Annotated in this window: 13 protein-coding genes and 1 pseudogene; 5 read left to right on the forward strand and 9 right to left on the reverse strand. The window is 72.2% G+C overall.

Annotation, left to right across the window (positions count from 1 at the left end; translation table 11 throughout):
- Window positions 1-73: 73 nt before the first annotated feature.
- Complete coding sequence (locus tag QEZ54_RS02295) at window positions 74-1,591, reverse strand: MDR family MFS transporter (RefSeq protein ID WP_281303025.1); 1,518 nt, start codon at window positions 1,589-1,591, stop codon at window positions 74-76.
- A gap of 224 nt (window positions 1,592-1,815) precedes the next feature.
- Between QEZ54_RS02295 and QEZ54_RS02300 the strand changes: the two genes are divergently transcribed.
- Entirely contained in the window at window positions 1,816-2,397 is a 582-nt protein-coding gene (locus QEZ54_RS02300; protein ID WP_281302747.1) for a TetR/AcrR family transcriptional regulator, read from the forward strand.
- Here the strand turns inward: QEZ54_RS02300 and QEZ54_RS02305 are convergent.
- Together QEZ54_RS02305 and QEZ54_RS02310 are read right to left on the reverse strand one after the other, a co-directional pair.
- Entirely contained in the window at window positions 2,394-2,891 is a 498-nt protein-coding gene (locus tag QEZ54_RS02305) for an N-acetyltransferase (protein ID WP_281303026.1), read from the reverse strand. The two genes, QEZ54_RS02300 and QEZ54_RS02305, sit on opposite strands and share 4 nt — an antisense overlap.
- A gap of 16 nt (window positions 2,892-2,907) precedes the next feature.
- The gene (locus QEZ54_RS02310) at window positions 2,908-3,129 is read right to left on the reverse strand and encodes a biotin/lipoyl-binding carrier protein (protein ID WP_281303027.1); all 222 of its coding nucleotides are present in this window, start codon (window positions 3,127-3,129) and stop codon (window positions 2,908-2,910) included.
- 257 nt (window positions 3,130-3,386) lie between these two features.
- On the opposite strand from QEZ54_RS02310, the gene QEZ54_RS02315 reads away from it, so the two are divergent.
- Both QEZ54_RS02315 and QEZ54_RS02320 read left to right on the forward strand, forming a co-directional pair.
- Window positions 3,387-4,448 (forward strand): MoxR family ATPase, encoded by a 1,062-nt coding sequence (locus tag QEZ54_RS02315; protein WP_281302748.1) that lies wholly within the window; start codon window positions 3,387-3,389, stop codon window positions 4,446-4,448.
- 85 nt (window positions 4,449-4,533) lie between these two features.
- Window positions 4,534-6,300 carry a hypothetical protein gene (locus QEZ54_RS02320; protein WP_281303028.1) on the forward strand — a complete coding sequence of 589 codons (1,767 nt, stop codon included), beginning with the start codon at window positions 4,534-4,536 and terminating at the stop codon, window positions 6,298-6,300.
- A gap of 53 nt (window positions 6,301-6,353) precedes the next feature.
- Here the strand turns inward: QEZ54_RS02320 and rsrA are convergent, their stop codons facing one another.
- The 5 genes and pseudogenes from rsrA to QEZ54_RS02345 all read right to left on the reverse strand — a co-directional run bounded on the left by rsrA (window position 6,354) and on the right by QEZ54_RS02345 (window position 9,608).
- A complete protein-coding gene (gene rsrA, locus QEZ54_RS02325) occupies window positions 6,354-6,629 on the reverse strand; it encodes a mycothiol system anti-sigma-R factor (RefSeq protein ID WP_281302749.1) in 276 nt (91 codons plus the stop codon).
- Entirely contained in the window at window positions 6,626-7,459 is an 834-nt protein-coding gene (locus QEZ54_RS02330; RefSeq protein WP_281302750.1) for a sigma-70 family RNA polymerase sigma factor, read from the reverse strand. Before QEZ54_RS02330 ends, rsrA begins: the two co-directional genes overlap by 4 nt.
- A gap of 132 nt (window positions 7,460-7,591) precedes the next feature.
- Window positions 7,592-8,212, reverse strand: coding sequence for an alpha/beta family hydrolase (locus tag QEZ54_RS02335; RefSeq protein WP_281302751.1), 621 nt, complete (start codon window positions 8,210-8,212; stop codon window positions 7,592-7,594).
- A 236-nt stretch (window positions 8,213-8,448) separates the two neighbouring features.
- Window positions 8,449-8,754, reverse strand: a pseudogene (locus QEZ54_RS02340) (WhiB family transcriptional regulator); the annotation flags it as partial.
- Between the two features lie 176 nt (window positions 8,755-8,930).
- On the reverse strand, window positions 8,931-9,608 hold the full coding sequence (locus QEZ54_RS02345) for an SOS response-associated peptidase (RefSeq protein WP_281302752.1): 678 nt from the start codon (window positions 9,606-9,608) through the stop codon (window positions 8,931-8,933).
- Between QEZ54_RS02345 and aroA the strand changes: the two genes are divergently transcribed.
- Complete coding sequence (aroA, locus tag QEZ54_RS02350; protein WP_281302753.1) at window positions 9,607-10,935, forward strand: 3-phosphoshikimate 1-carboxyvinyltransferase; 1,329 nt, start codon at window positions 9,607-9,609, stop codon at window positions 10,933-10,935. The genes QEZ54_RS02345 and aroA overlap by 2 nt on opposite strands.
- A 10-nt stretch (window positions 10,936-10,945) precedes the next feature.
- On the forward strand, window positions 10,946-11,983 hold the full coding sequence (gene rsgA / locus QEZ54_RS02355) for a ribosome small subunit-dependent GTPase A (protein WP_281302754.1): 1,038 nt from the start codon (window positions 10,946-10,948) through the stop codon (window positions 11,981-11,983).
- A gap of 36 nt (window positions 11,984-12,019) precedes the next feature.
- Here rsgA and QEZ54_RS02360 read toward each other — a convergent pair whose 3' ends face one another.
- Window positions 12,020-12,298, reverse strand: a complete 279-nt coding sequence (locus tag QEZ54_RS02360) for a DUF2087 domain-containing protein (RefSeq protein ID WP_217394354.1) — start codon at window positions 12,296-12,298, stop codon at window positions 12,020-12,022.
- Window positions 12,299-12,301 lie beyond the last annotated feature (3 nt).

Genomic DNA, 12,301 nt, shown 5'->3' on the forward strand with positions numbered 1-12,301 from the left:
TTCGAGCCCGGATTGCTGCAGTTTCCCCGAAACTGCAGCGATCCGTAGCCCCGCCGCGGCAGCGGCGCGCGGGTCAGTCGATGGCGACCAGCGGACGCGCCTCGGCCTCGGCGCCCTCACCGGCGGGCTCGTCGTGCCCGCGCAGCGGCACCTCCTTGATGAACCAGGCCGCGACCGGCACCAGGATCGCGAAGCCCAGCGCCCACCAGAACAGGCCCGAGGTCGCGAATGCGATGGCGTGCACCACCAGGTCCTTGGCCGCCGCCGGCAGCTTGTCCAGCTCGGTGGGCTGCAGCTCGCCGACGCTGAAGTTCATGCCACCGCCCGCACCGGCCGGCATGTGGTCGGTCATGTAGTCCTTGAGGCGGTTGACGAAGACCGCGCCGAACAGCGACACACCGAACGAGCCGCCGATGGAGCGCACGAACGTCGCGGTGGAGCTGGAGACGCCCAGGTCCTTGCGGTCCACGCTGTTCTGCGCGATCAGCATGGTGGTCTGCATCAGGAAGCCCATGCCGACGCCCAGCAGGACCATGTAGGCCGACGACTCGGTGCGGCTGGTGTCGGCGTCCAGGCGGGTGAGCAGGTACATCGCGAGCGCGAGCGTCACACCGCCGACGATCGGGAAGGCGCGGTACCTACCGGTCCTGGTGATGGTCCGGCCCGCGAAGACCGAGGTCACCATCATGCCGAGCATCATCGGCAGCAGCAGCAGGCCGCTGTTGGTCGCCGAGGCGCCCTGGACGGTCTGCATGTACAGCGGCAGGAACGAGATCGCGCCGAACATCGCGAAGCCGACCATGAAGCCAATGATCGAGACCAGGCTGAAGTTGCGGTTGCGGAAGATGCCCAGCGGCAGGATCGGCTCGGCGACCCGGGTCTGCGTCCACAGGAAGATCGCCAGCAGGACCACGCCGACGACCGCGAGGCCGATGATCTGCTTGGAGCCCCACGCGTACTTGTCGCCGCCCCAGGTGGTGATCAGCACGAGCGCGGTCACGCCCACGCTGAGCAGCGCGGCGCCGATCCAGTCGATGCGGTGCTCGGTGCGGTACTTGGGCAGGTGCAGGGTGGAGGCCAGCACGAGCAGAGCGACGCCGCCGATGGGCAGGTTGATGTAGAAGGCCCAGCGCCAGTCGGCGTGGTCGGTGATGAAGCCGCCGATCAGCGGGCCGCCGATCATGGCGATACCCATGATCGCGGCCATCATGCCCTGGTACTTGCCGCGCTCGCGCGGGGGCACCAGGTCGCCGATGATCGCCATCGCGCCGACCATCAGACCGCCGCCGCCGAGGCCCTGCAGCGCCCGGAAGGCGATCAGCTGGGTCATGCCCGAGCCGGGGTCGATCTCGCCCGCCGCACCGGACAGCGCCGAGCCGACCAGGAAGATCACGATCGAGACCATGAAGATGGTCTTGCGGCCGTACAGGTCGCCGAGCTTGCCCCAGATCGGGGTGGAGATGGTGGTGCCCAGCACGTACGCCGTGACCACCCAGGACAGCTTGTCCAGGCCGCCCAGCTCGCCGACGATCCGCGGCATCGCGGTTCCGACGATCATGTTGTCGAGCATCGCCAGCAGGATGGCGAGCATCAGACCGGGCAGCACGACCTTGAGGTTCGGCTTGGGGAGGTTCGGGGATGACGCCCGATCGAGCACTTCGGTCACGGGTTAGGCTCCGCTCAGATCACCGGCTTGCTTACTTGCCGCCCGGCTAGATTATTTACTAGCCGTACGGTAAGTTACTTACTTGCCGCCCGTCAAGCCAGTAACGCGGGAGGATGAGAAGTGTGGTCCACCCGACTCCGGAGCCAGCGATGAACCTTGCAGAGCACCGCGCCGACAGCCGGCCCGACACCCGTGCCCGGATCCAGGCCGTGGCGCTCGAGCTGTTCACCGAGCACGGCTACGATGCCACGTCGCTGCGGGAGATCGCCGAACGGCTGGGTGTGACGAAGGCCGCCCTCTACTACCACTTCAAGAGCAAAGAAGAGATCGTCGACAGCTTCAGCGCCGACCACTTCGACAAGATAAAAGAACTGGTCGAGTGGGGGCAGCAGCAGGAGCGCACGCCGCAGTTCCGCCGCGAGTTCCTGCTGCGCTACAGCGAGCAGCTGTACCGGGGCCAGCACCACCAGATCATGAAGTTCTTCCACCAGAACCAGCCCGCCATCAAGCACACGCAGAACGGCGCGCGGATGAAGGAGGTCTTCATCCAGGTCATCAACCTGCTGGCGGACCCGGTCGCGTCGACCCCGACCGAGCGCCTGCGCGCGGGTCTGGCCGTGATGTCCCTGCACGCCAGCTGGCTGCTGCTGGAGAACGAGCAGATCACCGACGACCAGCGCCGCGAGGCCTCGGTCGAGGTGGCGCTGGAGCTGATCGACCGGCCGGCCTAGGCCGGCCGCAGCGGCAGGCGCAGGCCGAGCAGGACCACCCCGGGCAGCGGCGACCAGTCGCGCTCGGGGCACCGCTCGAAGCCCAGCCGCTGGTAGAGGCGCTGGGCGGCCAGCGCGAAGTCGCGTACGCAGATGACCACCGCCGCGCAGCCCGCCGCGGCGGCCCGGTCCAGGCAGGCGCGGACCAGGGCCTCGCCCACGCCGCGCCCCTGCGCCGAGGGCGCCACCGCCAGCATCCGGAACTCCGCCTCGCCAGGCCGGGACAGGTCGGCCAGCGGGGTGCCCGCCAGCGTGAAGGCGACCGAGCCCAGCACCCGCCCGGTCGGTTCGTCCACCGCCACCAGCACCGTGCCGTGCTCGGCCCGCGCCGCGACGTCGCGTAGGTGCAGCTCGTACGGGTGCCCCTCGCGGGTCTGCCCGTCACCGCGGTAGGCGGCGACGGACAGCTCGCCGATCTCGTCCAGGTCGGCTTCGACGGCCGCCCGGACCACGATCCTGTTCACGGCAGCGTCACTCGATCACGGCGATGAGGTCGCCCTCCTGGACGACGTCACCCTCATTCACAGCGATCTTGGAGACGACGCCGTCGGACTCGGCGATGACGGGGATCTCCATCTTCATCGACTCGAGGATGACCAGGGTGTCGCCGCCGGAGACCTCGTCCCCGGCCTGCGCCACGACCTTCCACACGTTCGCCACCATCTCGGCGCGAATCTCCTCGCCCATCGCCAGTCCCTTCTCCGCTGAAGCAAGACGTCCGTATCCAATCACGGAGCGCCTGACCCCGGTCGGCCAACCGGCGCATAGGATTTCGACTGACCTGCATCCGTCTGCGGGAGACCGACCCGCACGCTGTGAGAAGAGGTGTCGACATGGGCAAGCGCGCTCGTAAGAAGCGGCAGCGCAAGGGCTCGAAGGCCAACCACGGCAAGCGTCCCAACAGCTAAATCCGTTGCCGGGGTGCACGCCGGAGCGGACCATTCTCCGTCGTGCACTCCGCGCTCACCGTCACCCCGTCCCGGCTGCCCGACCTGCTGCTGCACGTCGCGGTGGTCCGACCCGTGTTCGTCTGGGGCGCCCCGGGCATCGGCAAGAGCTCCCTGGTCCGCGCCTTCGCCGACTCGCTCGGCCTGCCCTGCGTCACCCTGGTCGGCACCCAGCTCGCCGCCGAGGACCTGATCGGCGTGCCCGAGCTGGTCGACGGCCGCAGCCGCTTCGCGCCGCCCGAGTCGATCGCCCGTACCGAGCCCTACTGCCTGTTCCTGGACGAGCTGAACGCGTCCTCGCCCGAGGTGCAGAAGGCCTTCTACTCGCTGATCCTGGACCGCCGCATCGGCTCGTACGAGCTGCCGCCCGGCTCGATCGTGATCGGCGCGGGCAACCGGGCCACCGACAACGCGCTCGCCCGCCCGATGGCCTCCGCCCTGGTCAACCGCCTGATCCACGTGCACCTGCGGGCGTCGGCGACCGACTGGCTGGCCTGGGCCCCCGCGGCCGGCATCCACCCCTGGGTGCTGGACTACCTCACCCAGCGCCCCGACCACCTGTGGAGCCAGCCGCCCAAGACCGAGGAGCCGTTCTCCACCCCGCGCTCCTGGCACATGCTGTCCGACGCGCTGACCTCGTACGGCGAGGGCGTGGACGAGGAGACGCTGCGGCTGCTGGCCGGGGGCACCCTGACCGCCGCCCACGCATCCGGTTTCTGCGCGTACGTCAAGACGGTCCGGCACCGCTACGGGCTGGACGCGATCATCCGCGGCGACGCGTCCTGGCCGCGCGCGGTCACCGACCGCGACCTGCTCTACTTCTTCGCCGAGACGTTCCGGGCCCGCCTGGTCAAGGAGCTGCCCGCCAGCCGCGAGCACGCCTCCCGCGCGGTGCGCGACTTCGCGCTGCGCGCCAAGGGCCTGCTGGTCGAGCTGGCCGAGCTCTCGCTGGAGTGCGCGCAGCTCGTGGTGGCCGCCGACGCCGAGGGCCGGCCGGTGCTGCCCGCCTGGTTCCTGGTCGAGGTCACCCGCGACCTGCCGCGCCTGGTCGCGGCGCGGGTGTGACCCGGTGAGCCGCCGCGCCCCGCAGAGGCTCGACCCGAACCAGGAGGCGTTCCGCGCAGCCGCGCAGGCGGTCAGCGGCCTGCCCATGTTCCGCCCGCTGAGCTCCGGCGGGATGGGCTGGCGGCGCGGCATCCGCCCGCACTGGACGCAGGACGAGCGGCTCGGCCGGGCACGCGGCTACGCCCGGGTGAACCCGGACGGGCGGATCACGGTTAACAGCTCGGCCCGCGCCACGGCCGAGGAGTGGACCTGGATCCTCACCCACTGCGTGCTGCACCTGGGCTTCGGCCACCTGGAGCCGGGGCGCCGCGCCGACCGCGCCGCGCAGACGGCGGCGTGCGTGGCGGTGGCCCGCTTCCAGCAGCAGCTGCGGCTGGGCAAGCCGCCGTTCCCGGTCCCGGCCGACCTGCCCGGCGGCGACGAGGACCGGATGGCGCAGCTGTGGCGCGACACCGCGGTCCCCGCCGAGCTGGAGTCGCTGGGCTGCGGCGGCACCGGACCCGACCAGGACCCGGCCGACACGGTGCCCGACGACGACACCCCGCGCGCCGGGCGGGCCGCCGGGCCGCCGCCGCTCACCTGGCCCGAGCTGTTCGCCGTCGGCCTGGCCGCGGCCGCGACCGAGGCGGTGCGCACGGCGGGCGAGGTGCGGACCCGCCCCGAGGGCGAGATCGACCCCGACAGCCCGTGGGAGCAGGCGCGGCGCTGGTTCGTCTCGTCGTACCCGCTGCTGGGGGCCCTGGCCGCGGGTTTCCGCATCGTGGCCGACGTGGAGCTGGCGCGGGCCTGGCAGATCTCGGTCGCCGCGGTGGACGCGACGGTCGGCGAGATCTACATCAACCCGCTGAACAAGCTGCCCGAGCCGCAGTGCCGGTTCGTGCTGGCGCACGAGATGCTGCACGCGGCGCTGCGCCACGGCGAGCGGGTCGGCCCGCGCGACCCGTACCTGTGGAACGTCGCCACCGACTTCGTGATCAACGGCTGGCTGGTCGAGATGGGCGTCGGGGAGCTGCCCGAGGACGTGCTCTACGACCCCGAGCTCAAGGGCAAGTCGAGCGAGCAGGTGTACGACGAGATCACCACCAACCTGCGCCGCTACCGCAAGCTGGCCACCCTGCGCGGACGCGGCCTGGGCGACATTCTGGCCCACCCGGTGCCGGGCGCCGAGGAGGCGCGGCGCGCGGGCGACCTCGACGACTTCTACCGGCGGGCGCTGTCCAGCGGCCTGTCCTACTACGAGCAGGCCGCCGGGCGCGGCCTGCTGCCGGCCGGGCTGGTCGCCGAGATCAAGGTGCTGGACAACCCGCCGCCGCCGTGGGACGTGCAGCTGGCGCAGTGGTTCGACCGGTTCTTCACGCCGCTGGAGCCGCTGCGCACCTACGCCCGGCCGTCCCGGCGCCAGGCCTCGACCCCGGCCATCCCCCGGCCCGGCCGCTACTTCCCGGAGCAGCTGGAGCGGCAGCGCACCTTCGGCGTCGTGCTGGACACGTCCGGGTCGATGAGCGCCGAGCTGATGGGCCGGGCGCTGGGCGCGATCGCGGCGTACGCGCTGGCCCGCGACGTACCCGCGGCCCGGGTGGTCTTCTGCGACGCCGCCGCCTACGACGCCGGGTACCTGCCGGTCGAGGAGATCGCGGGCCAGGTCCGGGTGCGCGGGCGCGGCGGCACCGAGCTGCAGCCCGGCATCCGGCTGCTGGAGCGGGCCGAGGACTTCCCCGCCGACGGCCCGATCCTGATCATCACCGACGGCGAGTGCGACGTGCTGCGGGTGCGGCGCGAGCACGCCTACCTCATGCCCGCGCACGCCCGCCTGCCCTTCACCCCGCGCGGTCCCGTCTTCGCCCTGCGCTGACAGACGAGAAGAGCCGCCCGAGGGCGGCTCTTCCACATCCAGGGGGTACGGCCTCAGCCGAGCTCGCGCGCGGCCTCGTGGTCGACGACCAGCTCGGAGAGCTTGGCCCGCAGCCGCTCCTTGAGCTCGTTCGGCGCCTGCTCCTGCCCGCAGCAGCGGTTGACCAGGGCCTTGACCTCCTGCTCGATGCCGAACTCACGCAGGCACGGCGAGCACTCGTCCAGGTGCTGCTTGATCACGTAGCGGCGATCCTCGCTGCACTCCAGGTCGAGATAGAGGTAGACCTCGGTGAGCACTTCGCGGCAGTCGTTGTCCTCGTGGTCGCTCATGACGCCTCCCGAGCGTGCTGACCCGTGAAGCCGCGCTCGGCGGCGTAGTCCTCCAGGAGGTTACGCAGATTGCGCCGACCGCGGTGCAGCCGCGACATCACGGTGCCGATCGGCGTACCCATGATGTCGGCGATCTCCTTGTAGGAGAAGCCTTCCACGTCGGCGAGGTAGACCGCCAGCCGGAACTCCTCCGGCAGCGACTGCAGCGCTTCCTTCACGTCGCTGTCGGGCAGCCGGTCCAGCGCCTCGGTCTCGGCCGAGCGCAGGCCCGACGAGGTGTGCGACTCCGCCTCGGCCAGCTGCCAGTCGGTGATCTCGTCCGTGGGCGCCTGGATGGGCTGGCGCTGCTTCTTCCGGTACGAGTTGATGAAGGTGTTCGTGAGGATGCGGTAGAGCCACGCCTTGAGGTTCGTGCCGTCCTCGAACTGGTGGAACGCGGCATACGCCTTCAGGAACGTCTCCTGGAGCAGGTCCTCGGCGTCGGCCGGGTTGCGCGTCATGCGCAGCGCCGCCGCGTAGAGCTGGTCGAGGAAGGGCATCGCGTCCCGTTCGAAGCGGGCACGACGCTCTTCGACGCTGTCGGTGCTGGTCAACCGCGAAACCACCTTCTGCAGTTTCTTCGGCTGCGGCTCCTCCACGACGGGCCGCTGCGCTGAGGCTGACTCTACCGATGCCAGCTGCACCCGGGGCGCGGGCACGGCGGTAATGCCGCTCACCGCGTCGGAGTCGAGCGCCGCGGGCCACTTGGGTGCGGAGAGCAGATTCTCCAGGGCCCGCAGGACCGGATCGTCGTTCGACCTTGCCAGGCAGCGTGTACCGGTTCGCACCATCGCCCACCTCTCGCCCTGGGGCCGGCGGGTGCCGGCCTGTCCGCGGGGTGCAACACCGCGTGGCGGCTCTCGCATTCCGGACGGCCGTGACCGGGTGGCGCCCGTCACCCGGGCCGCCGCCGGACCGCGGCCTCAGCGCGCCCAGCCGTGCGCGCGCAGAAACGCGACCACCGCACCGGCCACCGCGGACGGGGCCTTGCGCAGGTCGTGCCGCTCCCCACCCAGTACAACGAGCTCCACCCCCAGTGCGGCACCGGGCACGCCGAACGGATCTCGATCACCGTTGACGACCAGCGTGGGCAGCCCGGTGGCCAGCTCACCGGCCCGGCTGCGGTCGGGCTTGCCGGGCGGGTGCAGCGGGAAGGCCAGCGTGACGATGCCGACCGCGCCGACCTCGGCGGCGGTCCGGCAGGCCACCCGGGCTCCGCTGGAGCGGCCGCCCACGATCACCGGCAACCGCCCCGTCTGCCCCATGAGCACCGCGAGCACCGCCCGCCACGCCTCGTCCAGGTGCCCCGCCGGGGGCGGCGTACGCCGTCCGGCGACCCGGTAGGGCTGGGTGACCAGCGCGACCGCGACGCCCGCGGCCAGCGCACCGTCACGGACGGCGGTCAGGTCCGGGGCGTCGACGCTGCCCCCCGCCCCGTGCCCGAGCACGAGCAGCGAGGCGGGGACGGCACGGCCGCCCGGCACGGTCAGGTCGACCCGTGCCGGGCCCCGATCGGTCTCGATGGTCTGCGTGCCAGTGCGCACACCGACGATCATGCAGCGTGTGCGTGCTCCCTGGCCAGTAACGGCACGCCGTGCGGACGGACGTCCCGGTCACGCTCGGCCTCGCCGAGGGTGACCAGCGCCAGTTCGGCCCGGCTCTGCGTCGGCACGCGCCGGTTGGCGCCACCCCGGCGGGGCGGCTCCAACTGCCCCGCCGAGACCACCAGCTCCGGCTGGGGCCCGAACGCGACGTACTGCAGCTCCTCGGCGGATTCCTCCGTGCGCCAGGCGACGAGCATGGCCCGGCGTTCCCGGGCGGTCGTGCCGCCCCAGACGCCGTGGCAGTCGCCGACGCTCAGTGCCCAGGCCAGGCACGCCCCGGACACCGGGCAACGACCGCACAGCTGCACTGCTGCGTCGGCCGCCTCCAGCGGCGCCGGGAAGAAGGTCTCCGGATCGGTGGCCTGGCACGCACCTCTGGTCCGCCAGGCATTGTCATGACGCTCCCGCACCGCGCGCGCAAGACGCGGATCGCGGCGCGCGGCCGCGATTTCATGCGGGCGTGGAACCCGCGCCCGGGTCATTCCACCCACCTCCCCCGTGGGTCGGTCCCATCGCCAACTGGCGATGGGATCCGGCTGAATGTCGTTGACGCTAAGACAACCGCGCCACCGACGCTGTGTCTTACCGCACAGCGGGGAGTCGAGACAAGGGTTTACCCGCAAAGTCGTGACGCAAACTGTCACGATCCGACGCAAAATCAGAACAGGGTTGCCGGTTCGGCCGATCCGGCCAGCCGATGGGCCAATTCAGGGCCGTCATTGCGGACGTCGCCCACCGCCGGGCCCACCGGGCGGATCTCCACCGTGGACACGAGCTCCGGCCCCGGCGGGGTCAGCAGCTCCGCGTCGGCGGGGCCGCTCAGCCAGGCCGCCCAGTCCACCGGAGCCAGCAGCAGCGGCATCCGGTCGTGCACCTCCGCCAGCGCGCCCTGGGCCGCGGTCGTGATGATCGTGCAGGTCAGACCGAACCTCCCCGCGGTCCACAGCCCGGCGAAGGCCAGCCCGCCCGGCTGGGTCATGAAGTACGCCTGCTTGCCCTCGGGGGTGCGGGTCCACTCGTACCAGCCGTCGGCGGGGACGATGCAGCGCTTGGCCTTGAACGACGGCCCGAAAGCCCGCGACGAGGCCAGCGTCTCGGCCCGCGCATTGATCATCTTGAACCCGGTGCGCGGATCCTCCGACCACGGCGGCAGGAAGCCCCACCGCGCCAGGCTCACCACCCGGGCGGCGCGCGAGGCCGAGACGCGCACGATCGGCGCGGGGTCGGTCGGGGCCAGGTTGTAGTCGGGGGCCAGCGCGCCCGCCGTGTCGTCCTCGGCCTGGAACAGCTGGGACAGATCCACCGCCGTACGCGTCGTCGCATAGCGCCCGCACATGCCGCTCACCTTACGCCTGCGTCCATCAGGCAGACTGGAGGGCGTGAGCAGACCGTTACAGCCGTGGGCCGCGCCCACCGCCACCGGCCCGGTGAACTCCGTGGTCCGACTGCCCGGATCGAAGTCCATCACCGCCCGCGCGCTGGTGCTGTCCGCCGTCGCGATGGGCCCGTCGACCCTGCTCGCCCCGCTGCGGGCCCGCGACACCGAGCTGATGGCGGCCGCGCTGCGCGCGCTCGGCTCGCATGTGAACACCGCCGACGAGCAGCGCTGGGAGGTCCGGCCGCGGCCGCTGGCCGGCCCGGCGCACGTCGAGGTCGGCCTGGCCGGGACCGTGATGCGCTTCGTACCGCCGCTGGCGGCGCTGGCCCACGGCCCGGTCACCTTCGACGGCGACCCCCGCGCCCGGCAGCGTCCGCTCGGCCCGCTGCTCAAGGCGCTGCGCGAACTCGGCGCCACCATCGAGGCCTCCAGCATCGACGGCCTGCCGCTGACCGTGCACGGCAAGGGCCAGCTGCGCGGCGGCGAGGTCCACGTGGACGCCTCGCTGTCCAGCCAGCTCGTCTCCGGCCTGCTGCTGGCCGCCGCCGACTTCGACGAGGGCGTCACCGTGCGCCACGTCGGCACCGACCCGGTGCCCAGCGCCCCGCACCTGCGCATGACCGTGCAGATGCTGCGCGCCGCCGGCGCCGCCGTGGACGACGCCACCCCGAACGTCTGGCACGTGGCCCCGGGCCGCCTCAGCGGCCGGGCCTGGCAGATCGAGCCGGACCTGTCCGGTGCCGCGCCGTTCTTCGCCGCCGCCCTGGTCACCGGCGGCAGCGTCACCCTCACCGGCTGGCCGCGCAGCAGCGTGCAGCCGGTGGAGAAGGTGCGCCAGCTGCTCACCCAGCTCGGCGGCGTGCTCACCCTGTCCGAGGACGGCCTGACCGTCACGGGCACCGGGGACGTCCACGGCATCGACGTCGACCTCTCGGATGTGGGCGAGCTCACACCCGTCGTGGCCGCGCTCGCCGCGCTGGCCGACAGCCCGTCGGTGCTGCGCGGCGTCGGGCACATCCGCACCCACGAGACCGACCGGCTGGCGGCCCTGGCCCGCGAGCTGACCGCGCTGGGCGCGCGGGTGACGGAGACCGCCGACGGCCTGGAGATCACCCCGGCCAAGCTGACCGGCACCAGCTTCGAGACCTACGACGACCACCGGATGGCGCACGCGGCCGCCGTCATCGGCCTGCGCGTGCCCGGGGTGCAGCTGTCCGACGTGGCGTGTACCGCCAAGACGCTGCCCGAATTCCCGGCACTATGGGGCGAGTTGGCCGGGCAGTGAGGGCGAGCAGGTGAAACGCAAGCGGGAGTACGACGAGGACGACGTGCGGGTGCGCGCCACCCGCTCCTCCCGTCCCCGCACCCGGACCCGGCCCACCCACTCCGACGCGGTGACCGGGTTCGTGGTCGCGGTCGACCGCGGCCGCTACACCTGCGTGGTGGCCGGCGACCGCAAGGGCGAGTCGTCGGAGGTAACCGCGATGCGCGCCCGCGAGCTGGGCCGCAAGTCGGTGGTGGTCGGCGACGAGGTGGCCCTGGTCGGTGACGTGAGCGGCGACGCGGGCAGCCTGGCCCGGATCGTCCGGATCGAGGAGCGGCGCTCGGTGCTGCGCCGGACGGCCGACGACGACGACACCACCGCCGAGGGCCGGATCGAGCGGGTCGTGGTCGCCAACGCCGACCAGCTGGTCATCGTCAGCGCGCTGGCCGACCCGCCGCCGCGGGAGGGCTTCATCGACCGCTGCCTGGTCGCCGCGTACGCCGCCGACATCGAGCCGCTGCTGTGCCTGACCAAGGCCGACCTCGGCGGCCCCGAGCAGGTCGTCTCCTACTACTCCGAGCTGGACCTCGACTACGTGCTGTGCCGACCCGACAGTGACCTGGCCGAGCTGCGCGAGCGCCTGTCCGGCCGGGTCTCGGTGTTGGTCGGGCACTCCGGGGTGGGCAAGTCGACGCTGGTCAACCGGCTCATTCCGGGCACCGGGCGGGCCGTGGGCGCGGTCAGCGCCATCGGCAAGGGGCGGCACACCTCGACCAGCGCGGTCGCGCTGCGCCTGCCCGACCGCAAGGAGTCCTGGATCATCGACACCCCGGGCGTACGCAGCTTCGGCCTGGCCCTGGTCTCCTCCGACGACCTGCTGCACGGCTTCCCCGACCTGGTCGAGGGGACCGTCGACTGCCCGCCCAACTGCGAGCACGGCGGCGGTGAGTGCGCCCTGGACGCCTGGGTCGAGCAGGGCCGCGCCGACGCGCGGCGGCTGGCCTCGTTCCGGCGGCTGCTGGCCTCCCGGGCCGGGGACACCGAGCAGCCGGGCCAGACCTCGACGTAGCCGGGACATGGTCGCCCGCTACCGCAGGCTTCCGCGTCAGACGTCGACGTAGCCGCCGGTGCGCCAGTAGACGCCGTCCTCGCGGGCCATCAGGCCCGTGTCGATGAGGTAGCGGCGCAGGGACACCCAGTCGTGCTCGTAGAACGCCCGCAGCACCGCGTCGACCTCGCGCTCGGTGAGCCGCACCCCCGGCTCGAACGCGCACACCACGTGCTCGAGCAGCAGCCGCCGCTTGCCGGCGCGGGCGGGCATGCTGCGGATGCGGCCGGACTCGTCGAGGAAGGGCGCGAGCACCCGGTCCCTGTCCGTACTCATGCC

This window comes from Catellatospora sp. KI3 (assembly GCF_029948125.1).
Classification (GTDB): Bacteria; Actinomycetota; Actinomycetes; order Mycobacteriales; family Micromonosporaceae; genus Catellatospora.

What these genes read in the sequence shown, in the direction of transcription:
- QEZ54_RS02320 (WP_281303028.1), top strand. Translation starts at nt 4,534, where the DNA reads ATGTTCCGCCCGCTGAGCTCCGGCGGGATGGGCTGGCGGCGCGGCATC.
- aroA (WP_281302753.1), top strand. Translation starts at nt 9,607, where the DNA reads ATGCCGCTCACCTTACGCCTGCGTCCATCAGGCAGACTGGAGGGCGTG.
- QEZ54_RS02295 (WP_281303025.1), bottom strand. Translation starts at nt 1,591, where the DNA reads ATGCTCGCCATCCTGCTGGCGATGCTCGACAACATGATCGTCGGAACC.
- rsrA (WP_281302749.1), bottom strand. Translation starts at nt 6,629, where the DNA reads ATGAGCGACCACGAGGACAACGACTGCCGCGAAGTGCTCACCGAGGTC.
- QEZ54_RS02300 (WP_281302747.1), top strand. Translation starts at nt 1,816, where the DNA reads ATGAACCTTGCAGAGCACCGCGCCGACAGCCGGCCCGACACCCGTGCC.
- QEZ54_RS02345 (WP_281302752.1), bottom strand. Translation starts at nt 9,608, where the DNA reads ATGTGCGGGCGCTATGCGACGACGCGTACGGCGGTGGATCTGTCCCAG.
- QEZ54_RS02330 (WP_281302750.1), bottom strand. Translation starts at nt 7,459, where the DNA reads ATGGTGCGAACCGGTACACGCTGCCTGGCAAGGTCGAACGACGATCCG.
- QEZ54_RS02360 (WP_217394354.1), bottom strand. Translation starts at nt 12,298, where the DNA reads ATGAGTACGGACAGGGACCGGGTGCTCGCGCCCTTCCTCGACGAGTCC.